Source organism: Bradyrhizobium sp. SZCCHNRI3052, from assembly GCF_032484895.1.
In the GTDB taxonomy this organism is placed as follows: domain Bacteria; phylum Pseudomonadota; class Alphaproteobacteria; order Rhizobiales; family Xanthobacteraceae; genus Bradyrhizobium.
This window is the reverse complement of sequence record NZ_JAUETW010000002.1, coordinates 427,618-450,720: the sequence shown is the minus strand read 5'-3', so window position 1 is coordinate 450,720 and position 23,103 is coordinate 427,618. Positions and strand designations below refer to the sequence as shown.

The 23,103-nt window shown below is 64.2% G+C and carries 19 protein-coding genes; 14 read left to right on the top strand and 5 right to left on the bottom strand.

What is annotated here, in order from left to right; genetic code table 11:
* Positions 1-19: 19 nt before the first annotated feature.
* On the top strand, positions 20-454 hold the full coding sequence (locus QW887_RS07240; protein WP_315718027.1) for a group III truncated hemoglobin: 435 nt from the start codon (positions 20-22) through the stop codon (positions 452-454).
* A 54-nt stretch (positions 455-508) separates the two neighbouring features.
* Here the strand turns inward: QW887_RS07240 and QW887_RS07235 are convergent, their stop codons facing one another.
* The gene (locus tag QW887_RS07235; RefSeq protein WP_315718026.1) at positions 509-766 is read right to left on the bottom strand and encodes a DUF6894 family protein; all 258 of its coding nucleotides are present in this window, start codon (positions 764-766) and stop codon (positions 509-511) included.
* 305 nt (positions 767-1,071) lie between these two features.
* Here QW887_RS07235 and pqqA point away from each other — a divergent pair, with 305 nt between their 5' ends.
* The 10 genes from pqqA to QW887_RS07185 all read left to right on the top strand — a co-directional run bounded on the left by pqqA (position 1,072) and on the right by QW887_RS07185 (position 11,910).
* Positions 1,072-1,152 (top strand): pyrroloquinoline quinone precursor peptide PqqA, encoded by an 81-nt coding sequence (gene pqqA / locus QW887_RS07230; protein WP_012029362.1) that lies wholly within the window; start codon positions 1,072-1,074, stop codon positions 1,150-1,152.
* Positions 1,153-1,367: 215 nt separating this feature from the next.
* Positions 1,368-2,297, top strand: coding sequence for a pyrroloquinoline quinone biosynthesis protein PqqB (pqqB, locus tag QW887_RS07225; protein ID WP_315718025.1), 930 nt, complete (start codon positions 1,368-1,370; stop codon positions 2,295-2,297).
* A 20-nt stretch (positions 2,298-2,317) separates the two neighbouring features.
* On the top strand, positions 2,318-3,073 hold the full coding sequence (pqqC, locus tag QW887_RS07220) for a pyrroloquinoline-quinone synthase PqqC (protein WP_409977980.1): 756 nt from the start codon (positions 2,318-2,320) through the stop codon (positions 3,071-3,073).
* 245 nt (positions 3,074-3,318) lie between these two features.
* Positions 3,319-3,627, top strand: a complete 309-nt coding sequence (pqqD, locus tag QW887_RS07215; protein WP_315828310.1) for a pyrroloquinoline quinone biosynthesis peptide chaperone PqqD — start codon at positions 3,319-3,321, stop codon at positions 3,625-3,627.
* Positions 3,624-4,817, top strand: coding sequence for a pyrroloquinoline quinone biosynthesis protein PqqE (gene pqqE, locus QW887_RS07210; RefSeq protein ID WP_316166635.1), 1,194 nt, complete (start codon positions 3,624-3,626; stop codon positions 4,815-4,817). The genes pqqD and pqqE overlap by 4 nt, the downstream gene beginning before the upstream one ends.
* Positions 4,810-5,799 carry a prolyl aminopeptidase gene (gene pip, locus QW887_RS07205; RefSeq protein WP_316166634.1) on the top strand — a complete coding sequence of 330 codons (990 nt, stop codon included), beginning with the start codon at positions 4,810-4,812 and terminating at the stop codon, positions 5,797-5,799. Before pqqE ends, pip begins: the two co-directional genes overlap by 8 nt.
* A gap of 175 nt (positions 5,800-5,974) precedes the next feature.
* Complete coding sequence (locus QW887_RS07200; RefSeq protein ID WP_315750210.1) at positions 5,975-6,646, top strand: DUF4286 family protein; 672 nt, start codon at positions 5,975-5,977, stop codon at positions 6,644-6,646.
* 458 nt (positions 6,647-7,104) lie between these two features.
* Positions 7,105-8,904 (top strand): FAD-dependent oxidoreductase, encoded by a 1,800-nt coding sequence (locus QW887_RS07195; RefSeq protein ID WP_316166632.1) that lies wholly within the window; start codon positions 7,105-7,107, stop codon positions 8,902-8,904.
* Positions 8,874-10,724 (top strand): 2-oxoacid:acceptor oxidoreductase subunit alpha, encoded by a 1,851-nt coding sequence (locus QW887_RS07190; protein ID WP_316194311.1) that lies wholly within the window; start codon positions 8,874-8,876, stop codon positions 10,722-10,724. The genes QW887_RS07195 and QW887_RS07190 overlap by 31 nt, the downstream gene beginning before the upstream one ends.
* 130 nt (positions 10,725-10,854) lie before the next feature.
* The gene (locus QW887_RS07185) at positions 10,855-11,910 is read left to right on the top strand and encodes a 2-oxoacid:ferredoxin oxidoreductase subunit beta (RefSeq protein WP_315718016.1); all 1,056 of its coding nucleotides are present in this window, start codon (positions 10,855-10,857) and stop codon (positions 11,908-11,910) included.
* Between the two features lie 368 nt (positions 11,911-12,278).
* Here the strand turns inward: QW887_RS07185 and QW887_RS07180 are convergent, their stop codons facing one another.
* Entirely contained in the window at positions 12,279-13,550 is a 1,272-nt protein-coding gene (locus QW887_RS07180) for a TMEM143 family protein (protein WP_315750209.1), read from the bottom strand.
* 147 nt (positions 13,551-13,697) lie between these two features.
* Between QW887_RS07180 and QW887_RS07175 the strand changes: the two genes are divergently transcribed.
* Positions 13,698-14,108: a VOC family protein gene (locus QW887_RS07175; RefSeq protein WP_315750208.1), complete on the top strand. Its 411-nt coding sequence runs from the start codon at positions 13,698-13,700 to the stop codon at positions 14,106-14,108.
* Between the two features lie 25 nt (positions 14,109-14,133).
* Here QW887_RS07175 and QW887_RS07170 read toward each other — a convergent pair whose 3' ends face one another.
* The 3 genes from QW887_RS07170 to QW887_RS07160 all read right to left on the bottom strand — a co-directional run bounded on the left by QW887_RS07170 (position 14,134) and on the right by QW887_RS07160 (position 19,115).
* Entirely contained in the window at positions 14,134-15,672 is a 1,539-nt protein-coding gene (locus QW887_RS07170) for a SpoVR family protein (RefSeq protein WP_315750207.1), read from the bottom strand.
* Positions 15,669-16,946, bottom strand: coding sequence for a YeaH/YhbH family protein (locus QW887_RS07165; RefSeq protein ID WP_315718011.1), 1,278 nt, complete (start codon positions 16,944-16,946; stop codon positions 15,669-15,671). Before QW887_RS07165 ends, QW887_RS07170 begins: the two co-directional genes overlap by 4 nt.
* 225 nt (positions 16,947-17,171) lie before the next feature.
* Entirely contained in the window at positions 17,172-19,115 is a 1,944-nt protein-coding gene (locus tag QW887_RS07160) for a PrkA family serine protein kinase (protein WP_315718010.1), read from the bottom strand.
* Positions 19,116-19,715: 600 nt separating this feature from the next.
* On the opposite strand from QW887_RS07160, the gene QW887_RS07155 reads away from it, so the two are divergent.
* Positions 19,716-20,153: a hypothetical protein gene (locus QW887_RS07155; protein WP_316194310.1), complete on the top strand. Its 438-nt coding sequence runs from the start codon at positions 19,716-19,718 to the stop codon at positions 20,151-20,153.
* A 92-nt stretch (positions 20,154-20,245) separates the two neighbouring features.
* On the top strand, positions 20,246-23,092 hold the full coding sequence (locus QW887_RS07150) for a bifunctional transaldolase/phosoglucose isomerase (protein WP_316194309.1): 2,847 nt from the start codon (positions 20,246-20,248) through the stop codon (positions 23,090-23,092).
* The last annotated feature ends 11 nt before the right edge of the window (positions 23,093-23,103 follow it).

Here is a 23,103-nt window from a genome sequence, read left to right as displayed (position 1 = left end):
AGTGCCTATATGCAACGCCATGACGATGCCTGCCGCCCAGCCTGACCGCCATCCCCTCGCAGTTCAACATCCGGAACTCGACGACGCCTCGATCCGCCTGCTGGTCGAGACCTTCTACGGGCGCGCAAGGGAGGACGAGCTGATCGGCCCGATCTTCAACCGTACCGTGGAGGATTGGGACGACCATATCGGCAGGATCAGCGATTTCTGGTCGTCGATGTTCCTGAAGACCGGCCGCTACAGCGGCGCGCCGATGCGGCCGCATCTGTTGCTATCGTTGCAGGGGCCGCATTTCGACCGCTGGCTGCAACTGTTCGAGGCGACGGCGAAGGACCTGCTCGCGCCGGAGCTCGCGGAGCTCTTCATCGTCCGCGCCCGCCGCATCGCCGACAGTTTCGAGATGGGCATCGCCAGCACGCGCGGCGACATCGCGCGCCCGCGCCATTCGGTCTGATCTCGGCCGCAAGCACGCGGGCGTTCGGGAAACGGCCATGCGGCCGTTCTGCGCTCAATGGCGCGTCATCGATTGCGCCGGCATGTTGAAGATCGCTTCGGAGAACGGGAACTCCAGCACGATCTCACCGTCCTCGTCGGTCACCTCGATGACGGCCGTCATCAGCGCCGCGTTGCCGCCTTCGGTCCGCAGCAGTTCCTTGATCATGTCGCGCGCGACTTCCCAGGCGCGGTCGGGACTGCGCAGCACCTCGCCGTCGGTGTCGGAGACCAGTTCCTCGCCGATCCGTGTGTTGAAGAAATATCTAGGCATCATCAGCTTCCAATGGGGTCGCGCGCTGGGGTTTTGAAGTCTCGAACATCTCACGACTGCTTTATCCGGCCAGCTCAGCCCCCCAAGCTAGGGACCGAATTGAACGGTGTTGCGAAGCCATCGATCACGAATTCGTTGTTTTCACGGCTCGTTCCGACGAAAACGGCAGCAACTCGCATCTGCAACTTCGCACTGCAATAAACAGGCCTGAGAGGCTCAAACAAAAAGATTCCACTGGCGAACTTTTCGTAGCACGGTAGTTTATTGCTGAGGACGATAACCGTCCCGACTTGAAGGAGAGGACAATGGCCTGGAAAGCACCGAAGATCGTTGAAGTGCCGGTCGGCATGGAAATCAACATGTACGCCTGCGCGGCCCGCAAATAATTCGCGGGTGTGACGTCCAGGTCTCGGCGATCAGGACGTCGACGCTTGAGGGTGGGGATCAGCGACTGCGTATGTGCCAGCCCGTACGCTGGTCGGATGTCCCACCCTCGTCACCTTCCCTGCGGGCGGTCCTGACCGTTGGTCAGCCTGCCTGTCGGAGATCCTGCCGCTGGTAATCGCGTGCGCCACCACAGCTGAATTCCAGGAGACGGCTCATGCTTCGCCTCGTCGTCCTGGGCGCCGCCGCAGGCGGTGGAGTGCCACAGTGGAATTGCGGCTGCGCCGTGTGCCGTGCCGCGCGCACCGATCATCCCGAGATCAGCAACAGCCAGGCCTCGGTCGCGGTCAGCGCTGATGGCGCCAACTGGTTCCTGATCAACGCCTCGCCCGATCTGCGCCAGCAGGTTACCCGCACGCCGCAACTGCATCCGAAGCCCGGCGCCCTGCGCCACAGTCCGATCGCCGGCGTGATCCTGACCAATGGCGAGATCGACGCGGTCACGGGGCTGCTGTCGATGCGCGAGAGTTCACCTTTCTCGATCCATGCGCACCCCAAGGTGCTTGCGATCCTCAGATCGAACAACATCTTCGATGTGCTGAAGGACGAGACCGTCAAGCGCGTGCCGATCGTGATCGACGTACCGTTCCGGCCGCTGCTGCAGGACGGCCGGCCCTCGGGCCTGGAGATCACGGCCTTCGCCGTCTCGGGAACGAGCGCGTGGTATCTGCGCGACAAGCAGCATCCCGGCGGCAGCTCCTCGACCGGCGACACGCTGGGCCTGAAGATCGCCGATCTCGAAGGCGGGCAATATTGCTACGTCATCGCCGCCTGTGCCGGCGTGGACGATGATCTGAGAACGAGATTGAGGGGCGCGCCCTTGGTGCTGTTCGACGGCACGGTGTGGCGCGACGACGAGATGATCCAGGCCGGACTCGGCAACAAGACCGGGCAGAGCATGGGACATATCGCGATGTCCGGAGAAAGCGGCGCGATCAAGCAGCTGGCGGACCTCGCGATCGGCAGGAAGGTCTTCCTGCACATCAACAACTCCAATCCGGCGTGGCTGCACGCCTCACCCGAGCGGCAAACGTTGGAACGCGAGGGATGGGAAATCCCCGCTGAAGGGATGGAGATCGTACTGTGAGTGAGGTCAATCTGAGCGGAATGACGGCGCTGTCGATCGGACGCGGCGTGACGCTGAACAGTGCAAGCGAATTGGAAGCAGCACTTCGCCATATCGGCGCGACGCGCTATCACAACCACCACCCGTTTCATAAGCTGCTGCACGGCGGCAAGCTCAACAAGGGCCAGGTGCAGGCCTGGGCGCTCAACCGCTACTACTACCAGTCGACGATCCCGCTGAAGGACGCGATGGTGATGACGCGCTTCCGCGACCGCGCCACGCGGCTGGAATGGCGGCACCGCATCGAGGATCATGATGGCGATGTCGGCAGCGAGGGCGGCATCGAGCGCTGGATCAAACTGACCGAAGGCCTCGGCCTCGACACGGCCTACGTCGAATCGACCGAAGGCATCCTGCCGGCCACCCGCTTCGCGGTCGAAGCCTATGTGCATTTCTGCCGCGACCGCTCGCCGCTGGAGGCGATCGCCTCGTCGCTGACCGAGCTGTTCGCGCCGAGCATCCATGAAGAGCGCATCTCGGGCATGCTCGAGCACTACGATTTCGTCAACAACGACACGATGAGCTACTTCAAGCGCCGTCTCACCCAGGCGCCGCGCGACGCGAACTTCGCGCTGCATTACGTCAAGGAGCACGCCACCACGCCGGAGCAGCGCGCCGCCGTGTGCAACGCGCTGATCTTCAAGACCAACGTGCTGTGGGTGCAGCTCGACGCGCTGTATCATGCCTATGTCGAGGGCCACATCCCGCCCGGCGCCTTCGTGCCGAAGGAGGGCTGAGCGTGGTCTTCGCGGCTCTCTCAAGGGTACCGGTGCCACCCTCCCCTGGAGGGGGAGGGTCGGCTCGCGCAAAGCGCGAGGCGGGGTGGGGTGAAGCCACCTGCCGCGGTGCGTATGGAGAGATCACCCCACCCCGTTGCGCATCGCGGGCGATGCGCAACGACCCTCCCCCTCCAGGGGAGGGTGGGCACCGCCGATGCCGCAGCATCGGACAGAACGCAACAATCATCGGCTAGAGACCCGCCATGGCCCCGCGTCACATCCAAGTTGCCGAGACCAGCCGCGTGGTGCTGCCGCGGCATGCCAAGCTGAAGTTCGACGAGACCCGGCAGGTCTGGGTGATCCTGGCGCCGGAACGCGTGCTGGCGCCGGACGAGATCGCAATCGAGGTGCTCAAGCTGTGCGATGGCGCGCGCAGCGTTGCTGATATCATCGACGAGCTCGCGGCGAAATATGCCGCGCCTCGCGACGTCATCGCGACCGATGTGGTTGCCATGCTGCAGGATCTCGCCGACAAGGGATTCCTGACCGAGGTTCGGGAGACGACATCATGACCGAGCTGACCGACACCTCACCGCCCATCGACAGCAATGACGGCCTCGCCGTGCTGGAGCGGCGCGGTTCCGTGGCCGAAACCTACGGCATTCCGCTCGCCGTGCTGCTCGAACTCACGCATCGCTGTCCGCTGCAATGCCCCTATTGCTCCAACCCGCTGGAACTCGATCGCGCCGGACAGGAGCTGACCACCACGGAATGGAAGAAGGTGCTGTCCGAGCTCGCCGAGATCGGCGTGCTGCAGATCCACTTCTCCGGCGGCGAGCCGACCGCGCGCAAGGATCTGGTCGAGCTGGTGCAGCATGCCAACGACGTCGGCCTCTACACCAACCTGATCACCTCGGCCGTGCTGCTGACGCGGGAGCGGCTGAAGGAGCTGGCCGATGCCGGGCTGTCCCATGTCCAGATCAGCTTCCAGGGCAGCGAGGCCGGCATCGCCGACCGCGTCGGCGGCTACAAGGGCGGCCACGTCAAGAAGCTCGAGGTCGCGCGCTGGACCCGCGAGCTCGACCTGCCGCTGACGGTCAACGCCGTGATGCACCGGCAGAACCTGCATCAGCTGCCCGACATCATCCAGATGGCGATCGATCTCGATGCCGACCGGCTCGAGGTCGCCAACGTGCAATATTACGGCTGGGCGCTGAAGAATCGCGCCAGCCTGATGCCGACCTACGCCCAGCTCGAAGAGACCGACCGCATGGTCGAGGAGGCGCGCGAGCGGCTGAAGGGCACGCTGACGATCGACTACGTCGTGCCGGACTACTACGCGCTGCGGCCGAAGAAGTGCATGGGCGGCTGGGGCCGGCAGTTCTTCAACATCTCTCCCTCGGGCAAGATCCTGCCCTGCCACGCCGCCGAGAGCATCACCGGGCTCGACTTCATGTCCGTGCGGTCGAACCATTCGATCGCCTGGATCTGGCAGAACTCCGAGGCCTTCAACCGCTACCGTGGCACCGGCTGGATGAAGGAGCCGTGCAAGTCCTGCGAGTTCCGCGAGATCGATTTCGGCGGCTGCCGCTGCCAGGCGTTCGCGCTGACCGGCGATGCGGGGAATACCGATCCGGCCTGTACGCTGTCGCCGCTGCACGAGAGCATCTTCAAGCAGGCCGAGCGTGACGCGGCCTCGGGCCAGGACCGCTTCCTCTATCGCAATTTCGCCGGCGGCACGCCCGAGAGCAATGATGCCTGACGCCGAAGCCGGCCGCGCCTCCGCGCGCCGCAGCGATCCGTTCGCGCCGCTGACGTCGGAATGGCTAGATGTCTCCGGCGGTCACCAGATCTACGTCGAGAGCAGCGGCTGCGCCGCCGGCATCCCCGCGGTCTATCTGCATGGTGGGCCGGGCTCCGGATGCCAGCCGGATCACCGCCGACTGTTCGATCCCGAGCGCTTCCATGCCGTGCTGTTCGACCAGCGCGGCGCCGGCCGCTCGCGTCCTGCGCGCAGCCGCGACAACAACACCCTGCCCGACCTGATCGCCGACATGGAGGCGATCCGCGAAAAGTTCGGTTTCGACCGCTGGATCGTCGCCGGCGGCTCCTGGGGCGCCACCTTGGCGCTGGCCTATACGCAGGCGCACCCGACGCGCGTCACGGGGCTGGTGCTGCGGGCGACGTTCCTCGGCACCCGTGCGGAAGTGGAGACGGCCTTCGGCGAGACGCTGGCGCGCTTTCACCCTGCCCTGCACCGCGACTTCCTGGAGGTGCTGCCGGAGAACGAACGCGCCAACCCGTGCGACGCCTATTTCCGCCGCATCCTCGATCCCGATCCGGCGATTCATGGCCCGGCTGCGCGCGCCTGGCACGACACCGAGCGGGCGCTGTCCGAGATCAAACCGGCCCGCGCCCATCTGGATCGGCTCGCCATCCGTTCCGGCACCGCCTTGCCGGCGACGCCGTTCATGGAGGCGCATTACTTCTCGCAGGACAGCTTCATGGCGAAAGGCCAGTTGCTGCGTGATGCGAGCAGGCTCAGCGGGATTCCCGGAATCATCGTGCAAGGCCGCTATGACCTGCTCTGTCCGCCCTCCACCGCCGCGCGCCTGGCCGAAATCTGGCGCGACGCCGAAATCCGTGTCGTCGAAGCCGCAGGTCACAATCTTTATGATCCCGGCATCCGCGATGCGGTCATGAAAGCCATCTGCGATATGGCGACGCGCACGACTGCGCCTTAAACACATGGTCATCTCTCCTCATCCTGAGGAGCCATGCGCGGCATGGCGTCTCAAAGGATGAGGCCCCAGACATCCCCCGCCTCATGGTTCACCAGGCAATGCGCAGCATTGTCCGGGAGACGCGCCAAGTGACGCCCTCACCATGAGGATTGGCCGCTGAACAAGGACATCTGCAATGCCCATCGCCGGGAAAGGCATGCTTTTGACATCGATGAACATCGATGCTGAGCATGAAGCCGATTTCAACCATTGGTATGACAGCGAACATCTCGAAGAGCGCGTGGCCATCCCCGGCTTCATCGAGGCGCGACGCTATGTCGCCGAGCAGGGCAGCCCGAAATATCTCTGCCTATATTCGACCGAAACGATCGACGTGCTCGACAGCGCGGCCTACCGCGCCCGGCTGGAGTCGCCGACGGAATGGTCGAAGGCGGTGATGGCGCGGTTCAAGAACATGATCCGCAGCGTCGCGCGCATCACGATCTCGATCGGCGCCGGTCGCGGCGCCGTGCTGGGCATCATCCGCCTGCGGCCCAAACCCGGGCAGGACAAAGCGTTGCGCGACGCGCTGCAGGTCGAGCTCGACCCAAGCAAGCTGAGGGGCATCATCTCAATGCATCTGCTCGAAGGCGATGCCGACCTCTCCGGTCCCGCGGCCGGAGTTCCTGCGAGCTCGCGCGATGCCGACTGGTTCATCCTCATCGACGGTACCGACAGTCATGCCATCGCCACCTTGATGACCACCCGCTTCGCGGCGATCGACGGTCCGCTGGCGACGCAGATCTCGGCCGGCATCTATCGCCTGATGTGGGACTTGAGCCGCGCCGACATCGCGGCGGCGAAGTGAGTTAGATCCCGCCTCTCTCCACATCGTCATGGCCGGGCTCGTCCCGGCCATCCACGTTGTGCGGCATCCTGGGAACGACGTGGATGCCCGGGACAAGCCCGGGCATGACGGTGGAGCGCGTGGCAGCCCGCGTGCTCCACCCTCCATTCTTTAATTTATCATCATCCTCGCAATCTATCGTCACCGAAAATGCCGCATCGCAACACGTGGCAGCATCAGGCCGGCAATGCGGCGCCGCACACTGTGCATGAGGGGCAGCTTTGCAAATTTGCCTTTGTGCGCGCCTTGGAATGGCTCTAGTCTGATAAGACTATTCAATTGAGCCATTCAAAAAACAGAAGGGCGACGAACAGGACCTGCTCCGGACCCACATCGATCCCTAGCCGATCCTGAACAAGCAGTCGTCCTCACGTCAGGAAGGCCGCGCGCTCATGGTTCGCCGCGCGGACAGGGTATGAATGAGAGCGACTGATATCTCGGCCCCCGACTACTTTCACAAAGTGGTCGACTGCCAATGGGCTTGTCCCGCACACACTCCGGTCCCTGAATACATCCGCCTGATCGCTGAGGGTCGCTACAGCGACGCCTACATGATCAATTGGAAATCGAATGTATTCCCGGGCATTCTCGGACGCACCTGCGATCGCCCTTGCGAGCCCGCCTGCCGACGGGGGCGTGTCGAGGAAAGCCCGGTCGCGATCTGCCGCCTGAAGCGCGTTGCGGCCGATTTCAAGGACGACATCCATCAGCGCCTGCCGCGCCCTGCCCCGAAGAACGGCCGGCGCATCGCGCTGGTCGGCGGCGGCCCGGCCTCGCTGACGGTGGCGCGCGATCTCGCGCCGCTCGGCTATCACTGCACCGTGTTCGATGCCGACCCAAAGCCCGGCGGCATGATGCGCTCGCAAATCCCCAAATTCCGCCTGCCCGACAGCGTCATCGACGAGGAGACGGGCTACGTGCTCGGCCTCGGCGTCGACTACAAGGCCGGCCATCGCGTCGACAGCCTCAAGACGCTGCTGGCCGAGAACTATGATGCCATCTTCATCGGCTCCGGCGCGCCACGCGGCCGGGAGCTGAACATTCCCGGACGCAAGGAAGCCGCCGCGAACATCCATCTCGGCATCGACTGGCTCTCCAGCGTCTCGTTCGGACACACCGACAAGATCGGCAGGCGCGTGATCGTGCTCGGCGGCGGCAACACCGCGATGGATTGCTGCCGCACCGCGCGACGGCTCGGCGGCGAGGACGTCAAGGTCATCGTGCGCTCCGGCTTCGAGGAGATGAAGGCGTCGCCCTGGGAGAAGGAGGACGCGCTGCACGAGGACATTCCGATCCTCAACTATCTCGTGCCGGTCGCCTTCAATCACGACAATGGCAGGCTCACCGGCGTCACCTTCCAGAAGGTGAAGGCCGAATATGACGCCAGCGGCCGTCGCTCGCTGGTGCCGTCGGGCGAGCCCGATGTGACCTATGACTGCGACGACGTGCTGGTCGCCGTCGGCCAGGAGAACGCGTTCCCCTGGATCGAGGCCGATTGCGACATCGCGTTCGACAAATGGCACATGCCGGTGGTCGATCCGACAACCTTCGTCTCGACCAACCCGAAAGTGTTCTTCGGCGGCGATGCGGCATTCGGTCCGAAGAACATCATCTGGGCGGTCGCCCAGGGCCACGAGGCGGCGCTGTCGATCCACCGCCTGCTGTCCGGCGAGGACATCACCGAGCGGCCGCTGCCCGAGGTGCATGTCTCCTCGCAGAAGATGGGCATCCATGAATGGAGCTATGACAACGACGTTTCGTCCGAGAAGCGCTTCAAGGTGCCGCACCGCGACAAGGTGGTCGCGCTGAAGGACATCCGCGCCGAAGTCGAGCTCGGCTACGACGTCAAGCTCGCGCTCGGCGAGGCGCATCGCTGCCTGAATTGCGACGTGCAGACGGTGTTCTCCGACACGCTGTGCATCGAATGCGACGCCTGCGCCGACATCTGTCCGATGGACTGCATCACCTTCACCGACAACGGCGAGGAGGCGGATCTGCGTTCGCGCCTGAAGGCGCCGGCGCCGCATCCCGACCAGAGCCTCTACGTGTCCTCGGATCTGAAGACCGGGCGGGTGATGGTGAAGGACGAGGACGTCTGCCTCCATTGCGGCCTGTGCGCCGAGCGCTGTCCCACCGGTGCGTGGGACATGCAGAAATATTTCATCGAGACGACTCACGCAGGTAACGCATGTCCCAGCAAGCGCCGCTCAGCAGCGTAAACGACTTCGTCGTCCGCTTCGCCAACGTCAACGGCTCCGGCTCGGCCAGCGCGAACGAACTCTTCGCGCGCGCCGTGCTCCGCCACGGCGTGCCGGTCAGCCCGCGCAACATCTTCCCGTCGAACATCCAGGGCCTGCCGACCTGGTACGAGGTGCGCGTCACCGAAGCGGGCCATCTCGGCGCCCGCGGCGGCGGCACTGATTTGATGGTGGCGATGAACCCGCAGACCTGGGACAAGGACGTCGCCGGTATCGCGCCGGGCGGCTATCTGTTCTACGATTCCACCAAGCCGATGCCGGCAACCAAGTTCCGCGACGACATCACCGTCATCGGCGTGCCGCTGACCGCGATCACCAACTCGACCTATTCGGATCCGCGCCAGCGCCAGCTGTTCAAGAACATCATCTATCTCGGCGCGCTCTCAGCGCTGCTCGACATGGATCCGAAGCTGATCGAGCAATTGATCGGTGAGCAGTACAAGGGCAAGGAGAAGCTGCTCTCCTCCAACGTCCACGCGCTGCATCTCGGCCGCGACTGGGCGCTGCAGAATTTGAAGTGCCCGATCGGCCTGCGCATCAAGAAGGCCGACAAGGTCGGCGACCGCATCTTCATCGAGGGCAACAACGCCGCCGCGCTCGGCGCCGTCTATGGCGGCGCCACGGTCTGCGCCTGGTACCCGATCACGCCGTCGTCGTCGCTGGCCGAAGCGTTCAGCAACCACTGCAAGAAACTGCGGCACGATCCGGAAACCGGGCAGGCCAAATACGCGATCGTGCAGGCCGAGGACGAGCTCGCCTCGATCGGCATGGTGGTTGGCGCGTCCTGGAACGGCGCCCGCGCCTTTACCACGACATCGGGCCCCGGCGTGTCGCTGATGACCGAGTTCATCGGCCTCTCCTACTTTGCCGAGATCCCGGCCGTGATCATGAACGTGCAGCGCGCCGGCCCCTCGACCGGCATGCCGACGCGGACGCAGCAATGCGACCTGATCGCCTGCGGCTATGCCTCGCACGGCGATACCAAGCATGTGATGCTGTTCCCCGAAGATCCGGCGGAGGCGTTTGAGTTTGCCGCTGCGGCGTTCGACCTCGCCGAGCGGCTACAGACCACGATCTTCCTGATGCTCGATCTCGACATCGGCATGAACCAGCAGCTGTCCCGGCCGCTGAAGTGGGACGACGCCAAGCAGTATGACCGCGGCAAGGTGATGACGGCGGAAATGCTCGACGAAGGCCGCGACTTCGGCCGCTATCTCGACGTCGACGGCGACGGCATTCCGTTCCGCACCTACCCCGGCACGCATCCGACGAAGGGCTCCTACTTCACCCGCGGCACCTCGCGTGACCGCTACGCGCGCTATTCCGAGGAAGGCGCCGTCTATGCCGACAACGTGCAGCGCCTGCTGCGCAAGTTCCAGACCGCGCAGGACATGGTGCCGCGGCCGCTGCAGGCCAATGCGAGCAAGCCGACCAGATATGGCGTGATCTATTTCGGCTCGACCGCGCCGGCGATGGACGAGGCAATCGGACTGCTAGAGGCGCGCGGCTGTCAGCTCGACCGCCTGCGCATCCGCGCCTTCCCGTTCCATTCGAGCGTGGCGAGCTTCATCGCCGAGCACGACTTCGTCTATGTGGTCGAGCAGAACCGCGACGCGCAGCTGCGCCAGCTGATCGTCACCGAGAACGGCATCGACCCGGTCCGGCTGGTGCCGATTCTGCATTATGACGGCACGCCGATCACGGCGCGCTTCATCGCCGATGCGATCGGCGACCACCAGGACCACATCAAGGTCACACCGCTGCGCAAGGCGGTGTCATGACTTTACAGCCACTCTCTCCACGGTCATGCCCGGGCTTGTCCCGGGCATCCACGCCTCTCTTTCCTCGGACTCCCACGTGGATGGCCGGGACAAGCCCGGCCATGACGGCACTGGGCGACAGGGTGCTCTCATGACCTACATCGCAAAGCCGAAATTCCAGCATCCCGGCATCAAGAAGAACGCACTCGGCTACAGCCATCGCGACTACGAGGGCAAGATCTCGACCTTGTGCGCCGGCTGCGGCCACGATTCGATCACGGCCTCGATCATCGAGGCCTGCTTCGAGCTGTCGATCGAGCCGCATCGGGTGGCAAAAATCTCCGGCATCGGCTGCTCGTCGAAGACACCGGACTACTTTCTCGGCAATTCGCACGGCTTCAACACCGTGCACGGCCGCATGCCCTCGGTGCTGACCGGCGCCAACCTCGCCAACCGCGAGCTGATCTATCTCGGCGTCTCCGGCGACGGCGATTCCGCCTCGATCGGCTTCGGCCAGTTCGCCCACGCGATCCGGCGCGGCGTGAACATGACCTATATCGTCGAGAACAACGGCGTCTACGGCCTGACCAAGGGCCAATTCTCGGCGACCGCCGACCGCGGGTCGAAGTCGAAGAAGGGCGTCACCAACACCGACAATCCGATCGACCTGGTCGGCATCGCGCTGCAGCTCGGGGCCACCTATGTGGCGCGGTCGTTCTCCGGCGACAAGAAGCAGCTGGTGCCGATCATCGAGGGCGCCATCCGGCACAAGGGCGCGGCGTTCATCGACGTCATCAGCCCGTGCATCGCGTTCAACAATCACGCCGGCTCAACCAAGAGCTTCGACTATGTCCGCGAGCACAACGATGCCGTGAACCGGTTGGACGTGCTGACCGGGCGCGATCCGATCGAGATCGACCAGGATCCGGGCACGGTGCAGATCGTCGAGCAGCACGACGGCTCCAGGCTGGCGCTGCGCAAGATCGACGCCGACTACGACCCGCACGACCGGCTCGGCGCCATGACCTTCCTCCAGAAACATGCCGCGCAAGGCCAGATCGTGACCGGCCTGCTCTATGTCGACCCTGAGGCCGACGATCTGCACAGCCACCTCAACACGGTGGAGCGACCGCTCAACCGGCTGGAGGCAGCGGATCTGTGCCCTGGGCAGGCCGCGCTCGACAAAATCAATGCGAGTCTGCGCTAGGCAGACCGCTGCGTGGAAAGCGTGTGCTCTGTAGCCGTCCATCGAGACGCCCGCCTCCGGCGGGCTCCTCAGGACAAAGGTGGAGTGCATTGCGCCCGCTTCTGGCGGGGCTATCGCATTTCACAATCGGAGTTTTGCGCTTGTCTATCTCCACGTCATGGCCGGGCTTGTCCCGGCCATCCACGTCGTTCGGCACGCTGATAACCACGTGGATGCCCGGGACAAGCCCGGCCATGACGGAGTAACTAACTGTCAGATCGTTCGTTGCGACAGCTCGGCATATCCTGGTGAGCCGCGCCCTCGCTCCTCATCATGAGGAGCGCCGCAGGCGCGTCTTGAACCATGAGGCCCGTCATCGTTGATGACGATTACGCCCGCAACGCGCTTGCCCAGACGCGATCGAGCTGCGCGATCGCCTCGCGCAGCGGCAGCGCGGACAGCGCGTCATCTCCGCCGGTCACAAGGCCGAACTCCCGCAGCCTGATCAAGGCCTCCTCGACATTGAACGCGCGGCTCAATCCAAACATCTGCTGCAGCAACTCCTCGACATGGCTGCACAATGCTGCACGCGAGAGCGGCACCGACGCCAGCAGCAGGCCGCCATAGGCCAGCATCGCTTCCTTCCAGTCCTGGTCCTCGGCCTCGCCGATCAAATAGTTGAAGATGCCGGAATTGTTGTTGACGTTGCGGAAGTAGATGTTGTCGGTGACCTGCTTCTGATGGATCAGCGACTGGCGATGGAAGTTGCCCCATTGCCGCAGGATGAAGGCGCCGAGCGCGAACAGGCCCGACAGCGCCGCCAGCGCCTGCTCCGTATCGTTGTCGTGCACGGTGCCGCTGAGGCCGAGATAAAAGCCGGCGACGATGAACAGCACGGTGAGCGTCGAAGCCAGCTTGAGCAGGATCGGTACGCCGCCGACCAGCGCCGGCACGCCCAGCGTCAGTTGCTCGCGCAGGCCCATGACGACGCGGACGTTCGGCAGCAGCGCCTCGAGGTCGAAGCGCGCGATGTGGCGGAAATATTTGAACAGCACCGCGCCGCCGCGGATCTTGTTGCGGCCACGCCAGGCGGCGGTCTTGCGCTTCTTCTGAGACGGCTCGTCTGGCCTGGTCGCGACCATCAGGATGATGTCGTCGTAGACCTCGATCTCCTGCTTGCGCCTCCGCAGGCCATACAGCATGGGGACCTCGATGGTCTCTTGATGCGTGCCGCGCCGGAACATGCGGACGGCGCGAAAGTCGGAGACCGGCGCCCTCAGCTTGACCCTGACAAGCGCGTGCTCGGCGAAGGCGCGCTCGATCTCATCGTGGCTGATCTCGATGAAGTTCGCTTCGCTCAGCACCCGGACGAATTCGTCGGTGAGGTTGCAATAGGCGGTGTCGAGCTCCTGAGCGGAGCGATGGCGGCCGGCGGGGACCTCGGGATCGAAGTCGAAATAGACGTCGCGCAGCCGATCGAGCTCGTCGAAATATTCGTGGTGCAGGATGGCGCCGAGCATGTGCGCCAGCTGGCGCAGGTCGGCCGCCAGGGCGTCATCCAGGCCGCCATGCGAAATGACGGTGTCCAGGACGTCGGACTTGCGTATCGGAATGAACCGGTCCCGCCGATCCGTTGCCGCCGTCTCCTTTGGTCCAACCACGCGCCTTACGCCCGAGCTTTGATCATCGTCCGCAACGGCCGGCTGCAACCACCCGGCCAACGGCGGGCACCATAGCGGGCTCATCAGCCTTGCGCCACTCGACGCGGGATGGAAAAGCTTGGTGAGGCCGGCCGGGAGGGAGAGATCGTGACCAATGATGTAAAGAGGGTGTCCGCATTTCGCGCCATTCGCGCCATCGACTACACGGTGATCCTCGCCCGCGACTGGGACGTCATGCGGCAGTTCTACGAGGAGGTCCTGGGCTTTCCGCTGCTCCGGGAACTGTCGCAGGGGTGGATCGAATTTCAGATCGGCTCCAACACGCTCGCGCTCGCTCGGCCGCAGCGGCTGACATCGCACCAGCCGACACCGCCGGGAAGCGCGGCGCTTCAACTCGCCTTCAAGGTGGGACGCGTCGACGTCGACCGCTGCGCGGCCGAGCTGACGGAGAAGGGCGTCGCGCTCCTGGAGCAGCCGAGGGACCAGCCCTTCGGCCATCGGACGCTGTTCTTCAGGGATCCCGACGGCAATCTGCTGGAGATCTTCGCGGAAATCTGACGTCGCTCAGGGCTTGGCGGCCGCGCTAGGCGGCCGCCGGTTGTATCCGGGGATTGAGCACGTACTCCTTCAGCACCTTGTCGGTGGCGGCGTCGACTTCGACCAGCGACACGTCGTAGCTCCAGAGATCGGCGAGATGCTGCAGCACGCGCTTGGTGTCGGTCTCGTTGAGCTGGGCGCCCTTGACCACCGTATGTCGCAGCATCAGGCGGCGATCGCCGGCGAGATCGACATCGACCACCTCGATGTTCGGGTCGATGTAGCCGACATCGTACTGTTTCGACAGCTCGCGCCGGATGCGACGATAGCCGCGCTCGTCATGGATGGCGTCGACCAGGATGCCGGCGCGTTCGGCCGGATCGTCATGCAAATGGAACAGCTTGAAGCGCCGGATCAGGTTGGGGCTGAGGAACTGGCTGATGAAGCTCTCGTCGCGATAATTCGCCCAGACGTCACGCAGCACCGCCATTTCGTCGCCGGTGCCGGCGATGTCCGGAAACCATTCGCGATCCTCGTCGGTCGGGTCCTTCACGATGCGCTCGATGTCCTGCATGATCGCAAAGCCGAGCGCATATGGGTTGAAGCCGGAGAAGCGCGGATCGTCGAACTCCGGCTGGAACACGACGTTGGTGTGCGACTGCAGGAACTCCAGGAAGTTGCCGTCGGTGAGGCGGCCGTCCTGGTGCAGCCGGTTCATGATGCGATAGTGCACATAGGTCGCCGTGCCCTCGTTCATGACCTTGGTCTGGCCCTGCGGATAGAAATACTGCGCGATGTGGCGAACGATGCGCAGCAACTCGCGCTGCCAGGGCGCCAGCCGCGGCGCGGTCTTCTCCAGGAAATAGAGCAGGTTCTCCTGCGGGAGGCCGAGCAGCGCGCGGCGCCGCTCGACGTTCAGCATCGCATTGGTCTTGACCGGGCCGGTCGGCACCGTGCGCCAGAGATCGTTGAACTGGCCCTCCTCGTAGAGCCTGCGCTTGCCGGCGCGCTTCTCCTCCTCGCGGAAGTCGAGCTTCTTCTTGCCCGGATAGCGGTCGACGCCGTGCGACATCAGCGCATGCGCCGCGTCGAGCGTATGCTCGACCGCGAGCCGGCCATAACGCTCCTCGCATTGCGCGATGTAGCCGCGGGCGAAATCGAGATAGTCGAGGATGCCGTCGGCGTCGGTCCACTGCTTGAACAGATAGTTGTTCTTGAAGAAATGGTTGTGGCCGAACGCCGCGTGCGCGATCACCAAGGTCTGCATCGTCGCCGTGTTCTCCTCCATCAGATAGGAGATACAGGGCGAGGAGTTGATCACGATCTCATAGGCGAGGCCCATCAGGCCCTTGCGGTACGAGGCCTCGTGATAGGCGAAGTGCTTGCCAAACGACCAGTGTTTGTAGAACAGGGGCATGCCGACCGAGGAATAGGCGTCGAGCATCTGCTCGGCCGTGATCACCTCGATCTGGTTGGGATAGGTGTCGAGCCCGAGCTCCTTCTCGGCGACGGCTTCGCAGGCATCGTGGATGCGCTGCAGGGTGAGGAAATTCCAGTCTGCGCCCTCGAACAGCAACCCGCTCATGACGCCGCCCTCTCCTGCGTGGTGCCGCGACGCTGAAACAGGTCGTGGAACACCGGGAAGATCTCGCTGCGGTCGCGGACCTTGCGCATCGACAGCGGCTCGCCATTGGCGCGCAGCCGCTCATACAGCGACCACAGCGCCGAGTCGGGCATCTCGAACGAATAGGTGCCGGATTCGCCGACCTCGAGATAGGCGAAGAACTGCGACACCGGCAGGATGTTGTCGGTCAAGAGCCGCGCGACGTTCTCGGAATCCGAGGTGGCGTTGTCGCCGTCGGAGGCCTGCGCCGCGTAGATGTTCCAGTCCGACGGGCGGAAGCGCGAGCGGACGATGTCGTGCATGCATTGCAAGGCGCTCGACACCAAGGTGCCGCCGGACGCCGGTCCGTAGAAGAACGTCTGCTCGTCGACCTCCTCGGCGCGATCGGTATGGCGGATGAAGACGATCTCGACATGGCGGTAGCGCCGGGTCAGGAACACGTAGAGCAGCATGTAGAATCGCTTGGCGAGGTCCTTCATGTGCTCCGACATCGAGCCGGACACGTCCATCAGGCAGAACATCACGGCCTGTGCGATCGGCTTCGGCACGGCCTCGAAGCGCCGGTAGCGGATGTCGATCGGGTCGATGAAGGGGATGCGCTTGGCCTTCGCCTTCAGCGCCTCGATCTCGGCCAGAAGCGCGGCGCGCTTGTCGTCGTCGGTCTCCTGCTCCAGCTGGGCTTCGAGCTCGGCAATCGCCTCCGGCCGCGGACGGCGCAGCGCGACGCGGCGGGCCAAGGCGCGGGTGACGGTGCGGCTGATCGAGATATTGGCCGGCGAACCCGAGGTCGAATAGCCCGCGCGTACCAGCCCCTCGCTCTCGGCCTCGGCGAATTTGCGCTTGGCGAGATCGGGCAGTTCGAGATCGTCGAGGAAGAGGTTGACGAACTCCTCCTTGCTCAGCACGAAGCGGAACGCGTCCTCGCTGTCGCCTTGTCCGGGCGCCGACTTGCGGCCGCTGCCGTCGCCGGAGCGCGGCAGGATGTCGCCTTCGACGAACTTCTTGTTGCCGGGCAACACCATGTCGCGGGTGCCGCCCTCGCGGCGGAAGCGAGGCTCGTCCATGCCGTCGAGCGGGATCGAGACCTCGCCGCCCTCCAGCACGTCCTTGATGTCGCGGTCCTGCGAGGTCTTCTTGACCGCTCCCTGAACCAGGGCCTTGGCGCGGCGCAAAAATCGCTGGCGATTTTCGAGACTTTTGCCGCCCGGATTCAGGCGCCGATCAATGATGTGCATGACCACGTTCCATACGCCTCCTGCTGCAGCGGCTTCGACTCCTGCTCTCCCCCGCCGCGATGCCGCGGTGCAGTATCGGACCCGACACTGCAACGGCACCCTCTGCCTGTCCGACGCCTCCCAGCGAAGCTCAGCGTCGAACGTTTCGCTCGTTTCGTAGCCCTGGCGCCGACGTCAGACCGATGGCCTGCCGCACCTGCAGTGAACATCGGCGCCGGACCACGATCAACCCGCCTGCTTCACGCGCATGTACCACTCGACCAGCCGGCGGACCTGCCGCTCGGTGTAGCCGCGTTCGACCATGCGCGCGACGAAGTCGTCGTGCTTCTTCTCGGTCTCGCCGTCCTTCTTGGTACCGAACGAGATGACCGGAAGCAGATCCTCGACCTGCGAGAATATCCTCTTTTCGATGACTTCGCGGATCTTTTCGTAGGAGGTCCAGGACGGATTTTTGCCACCATTCTGGGCCCGGAAGCGCAGCGAGAACTTGACAACCTCGTTGCGGAAATCCTTCGGGTTGGCGATCCCGGCCGGCTTCTCGATTTTGGTCAGCTCCTGGTTCAGCAGCTCGCGATTGAGCAGCTGTCCCGTATCGGGATCCTTGAAGTCCTGATCCTCGATCCAGGCATCGGCGTAGTCGACGTAGCGGTCGAACAGGTTCTGGCCGTAATCGGAGTAGGATTCCAGATAGGCCTTCTGGATCTCGTGACCGATGAACTCGGCGTAGCGCGGCGCCAGATCCGCCTTGATGAATTCGAGGTAGCGCTTCTCGATCTCCTCGGGCAGTTGCTCGCGCTTGATCGACTGTTCCAGCACGTACATCAGATGCACGGCATCGGCCGACACTTCCGCCGTGTCGTGATTGTAGGTCGCAGCCAGCACCTTGAAGGCAAAGCGCGTGGAGATGCCGTCCATGCCCTCGTCGACGCCGGCGGCGTCGCGATATTCCTGCACGCTGCGCGCCTTCGGATCGGACTCCTTGAGGCTCTCGCCGTCATAGACCCGCATCTTGGCGTACAACGTCGAATTCTCGTGCTTGCGCAGGCGCGACATCACCGAGAATCTGGCGAGCGTGTCCAAGGTCGCGGGCGCGCAGGGCGCGGCGGAGAGCTCGGAGCCCTGGATCAGCTTCTCATAGATCTTGCGCTCCTCGGTGACGCGCAGGCAGTACGGCACCTTGATGACGCAGATCCGGTCGATGAAGGCCTCGTTGTTCTTGTTGGTCTTGAAGCTCTGCCACTCCGCCTCGTTGGAGTGGGCGAGGATCACGCCATTGTAGGGAATCGCGCCGATGTTCTCGGTGCCGATATAGTTGCCCTCCTGCGTCGCCGTCAGCAGCGGATGCAGCATCTTGATCGGCGCCTTGAACATCTCGACGAATTCGAGGATGCCCTGGTTGGCGCGGTTGAGGCCGCCCGAATAGGAGTAGGCGTCGGGATCGTTCTGGGCGTAGGTTTCGAGCTTGCGGATGTCGACCTTGCCGACCAGCGAGGAGATGTCCTGGTTGTTCTCGTCGCCGGGCTCGGTCTTGGCGATGCCGATCTGGCGCAGCCGCGACGGCTGGATCTTGGCGACGCGGAACTGCGAGATGTCGCCGCCGAAGGCTTCGAGCCGCTTGTAGCACCACGGGCTCATCAGGCCCGACAGGCGGCGGCGCGGAATGCCGTATTTCTCCTCGAGCATCGGGCCCAGCGTGTCGGGATCGAACAGGCCGAGCGGCGACTCGAACACGGGGCTCAACTCATCTCCCGCCTTGAGCACGTAGATCGGATGAGTTTCCATCAACTGCTTCAACCGTTCGGCGAGCGACGACTTGCCGCCGCCGACCGGTCCGAGCAGATAGAGGATCTGCTTGCGCTCTTCGAGACCCTGCGCGGCGTGACGGAAGAATCCGACGATGCGCTCGATCGTGTCTTCCATGCCGTAGAAGCCGGCGAACGCGGGATACAGCCGAACCGTCCGGTTCAAAAAAATACGGCCAAGGCGTGGGTCCTTGGCCGTATCGATCATCTGAGGCTCACCGATCGCAGCTAGTAGTCGTTCAGCGGCGTTCGCGTATCGCATCGGGTCGGTTCGACACGATTCTAGATATTCCTGCATCGACATGTCGGTCTGGCTGCGTGCCTCGAACGACCTTGCGAACGCGTTGAACAACGAATCGTTGTACATGATCCCTCTCCACGTAGGTTCCGCTGCACTGCTGCAACGGGCCGAGATCCAAGTACGTTCCTGCTGATCCCGAACCGACTCAGAGTGAAGCGCGCTAGCCCCCATTGGGCACCGTCTTCGTCCTTTTCCGCAACGCAAAGTGCATGCAGCATATGCCCTATCAACATGCACTTCGCTCAATAGTTCGGCAAAAGCCGGCCGACTCTCTCCATTTGTACCCCATTGTCTCTGCTTCGCAACATCCGCAATACCCCGGCACCGTAGTCTTCCTGCGCCGCACAAGGTGTTGTGAAGCCACGTGAACTGGCGGCGAGACAGCACCGGGATCAGTCTGTCTTCCGGAAGTGAACCGCGAGTGAACGCCAACGGTCGCGCAGCTGCGCCAGGCAGCGAATGTCTCATTCGCGGCGCGACATGATGCGCGCCGGCCACGGTGGTCGAACAGATGGCCCCGCTGCGCGCACGTCAACCATCGCTCACGCGACGCCATCGTGATCAGGCGAGCGATGAACGCGCGCATCTCACAGCCATTCGCACATGTTCACCGCTAGAACCGAATGCCGTGACGTAACGCGCGGCCGAAACCGGACGGATCACTCGATGCTGATCATTGCCATGATCAGGTTGCGGCTCGCCACCGAATGTCTGCAAGCAGAAAGCATCATGGGTTATCCGCCGATCACGAGCCGCAGCCGACGCGACAATCGCAAGACGCTCGCCTTGATCCGTGACGTGAGGCACCATTACCCAGAACACATGTGGCCGCTTTCCGGCATTGCAAGGCGGAGAAGGTCTGATCGACGGCATTTGCTCGCCACGATGGGAGACCTCCGGCGCGCGGGTGTCGCGGAGGCCGACGCGAGCCGAACGCTGGCCGCGCTTGGCGAACCTTCCCCACGCCTTGGTCGAACGGTCGGCAGCAGGCTTCAGGCTGCCTGCACGTTTCCCGCGGGCGCGCGCCGCCGGCACGTCGAGCCCGGCGCGAAGCTCTTGGGATTCCAGAGGGATCAATCCATTATGAATGGCGTTCTCCTGTAGGCTGGCGCATAGTTGTTCATGTGAGTTCCACGATCTGGCAGGCCGCCAGGCGGGAACCCGAAAAAGCAAGCCGACGCACATAGATAGGCATCATGAATCCGGTCAAAGCTCTCGAAGAACACGGCCAGGCGGTCTGGCTCGATTTCCTCGCACGCGGCTTCGTCGCCAAAGGCGACCTGAAGCGGCTGATCGATGAGGATGGCGTCAAGGGCGTCACCTCGAATCCCGCGATTTTCGAGAAGGCGATCGGCAGCTCCGATGAATATGACGCGCCGATCGCCACGGCGCTGAAGAACGGCGATCGATCGCCGACGCAGCTGTTCGAGGCCGTCGCCGTCGAGGACATCCAAAATGCTGCCGACGTGTTGCGGCCGGTCTACGACCGCTTCGATGGCAATGACGGCTTCGTCAGCCTCGAAGTCTCGCCCTATCTGGCGATGGACAGCAAAGCGACCATCACCGAGGCCGAACAGCTCTGGAAGGCGGTCGACCGCAGGAATCTGATGATCAAGGTGCCGGCGACCGACGCCTGCCTGCCGGCCATCCAGCACCTGATCTCCAAGGGCATCAGCGTCAACATCACCCTGCTGTTTTCGCAAGACGTCTACCGGCAGGTCGCCGAAGCCTACATTGCCGGCCTCGAGGCCTACGTCGGCGCCGGCGGCGATCCGTCGCATGTCGCCAGCGTGGCGTCGTTCTTCGTCAGCCGCATCGACAGCGTGGTCGACAAGCAACTGGACGAGAAGATCGCCCAGGCCAACGATCCCTCGGAGAAGGAGCGGCTGGCCGCGCTCAAGGGCAGGATCGCCATCGCCAACGCCAAGATGGCGTATCAGGACTACAAGCGGCTGTTCGCGGGCGCGCGCTGGGAGCGGCTGGCCGAGCAAGGCGCCAAGCCGCAGCGGCTGCTCTGGGCCTCCACAGGTACCAAGAACAAGGATTACAGCGATGTCCTCTACGTCGAGGAGCTGATCGGGCCGAACACCGTCAACACCGTGCCGCCGGCCACGCTGGACGCCTTCCGCGATCACGGAGAGGTGCGCGACAGCCTGGAGGAAGACGTCGACGCCGCCCAGGCCGCCCTGGAGGATCTGGCGAAGACCGGCATCTCGCTCGACGACATCACCGCAGATCTCGTGGTCGACGGCGTCAGGCAGTTCGCGGACGCCGCCGACAAGCTCTACGGCGCGGTTGCGCACAAGCGCGCCGTCGTGCTGGGGACAGGACTTGGGCAGCAGACGATCGCCGTTGCTGCTGATCTCGAGAAGAAGGTCGCCTCCGCGACCGAGGACTGGCGCAAGGACGCCAGGATCCGCCGGCTCTGGCATAAGGATGCGACGGTCTGGACCGGCCATGACGAGCACAAATGGCTGGGCTGGCTGACCAGCGCGGAGAAAGCCGATATCGCCGATTATGAGGACTATGCGCAGCGGGTGAAGGGACAGAAGTTTTCCGACGCCGTGGTCCTTGGCATGGGCGGCTCCAGCCTCGGGCCGGAAGTGCTCGCCGAGACGTTCCCGCGCAGGGCCGGCTTCCCCAGGCTGCACGTGCTCGATTCCACCGACCCCGCGCAGGTGCGCGCGATGGAGAAGGCGATCGACATCACCCGTACGGTGTTCATCGTCTCCTCGAAGTCGGGCGGCACCACCGAGCCGAACGCGATGAAGGACTACTTCTTCGCGCGCGTCTCCGAGGCGATCGGGCCGAAGAAGGCCGGCCATCGCTTCATTGCCGTGACCGATCCCGGCTCGTCGCTGGAGAAGGCGGCCAAGGCGCAAGGCTTCGCCCGCATCTTCCACGGCGAGCCGACCATCGGCGGCCGCTATTCGGTGCTGTCGCCGTTCGGCCTGGTGCCGGCCGCCACCGCCGGCATCGACGTGCGCAGGCTGATTACGCAGGCGCTGTCAATGGTGCGCTCCTGCGGGCCCGACGTGCCGCCGCCGCAGAACCCGGGCGTTCAGCTCGGCTTGGCGATGGGTCTCGCCGGCCTCGAAGGCCGCGACAAGATAACGATCTTCGCCTCGCCCAAGATCGCCGATTTCGGTGCCTGGGCCGAGCAGTTGATCGCGGAGTCCACGGGCAAGGAAGGCAAGGGCCTCATCCCGATCGATGGCGAGCCAGTCGCCTCGCCCGAGGTCTACGGTCATGATCGCTTCTTCATCGACATCAGGATCGGCGGCGACGACGTGGCCGGCCATGATGCAAAGCTCGCCGCGCTCGAGGAGGCCGGCCATCCGGTCGTGCGCATCGTCATGAAGTCGATCGACCAGCTCGGCCAGGAATTCTTCCGCTTCGAAATGGCGACCGCCGTTGCCGGCGCCGTGCTCGGCATCAACCCGTTCGACCAGCCCGACGTCGAATCGGCCAAGATCAAGACCCGCGAACTGACGGCGGCGTTCGAGCAGAGCGGCGCGCTGCCGGCCGAGGAGCCGGTGGTCTCGATCAAGGGCTGCGAGCTCTACACGGATGCACAGAACGTCGAGAGCCTGCGCGAGCATGGCGCCGACGGCACGCTCGCGTCCTGGCTGAAGGCGCATCTCGGCCGCGCCGGCGACGGCGACTACATCGCCCTGCTCGGCTATATCGACCGCAACGCAGGCAATATCGACACGCTGCAGCGGATCCGGCTGAGGCTGCGCGATGCCAAGCACCTCGCCACCTGCGCCGAGTTCGGTCCGCGCTTCCTGCACTCGACCGGCCAGGCCTACAAGGGCGGTCCGGACAGCGGCGTGTTTCTCCAGATCACGGCCGACGATGCCCAGGATCTGCCGATCCCCGGGCAGAAGGCGAGCTTCGGCGTGATCAAGGCGGCGCAGGCGCGCGGCGACTTCGACGTGCTCACCGAGCGCGGGCGCAGGGCTCTTCGGGTCCATCTCAAGGGCAATCTGAAATCGGGCCTGAAGATGCTCGACAGCGCGATCAGTGAAGCGCTGAGCTAGGAAGGGCATCG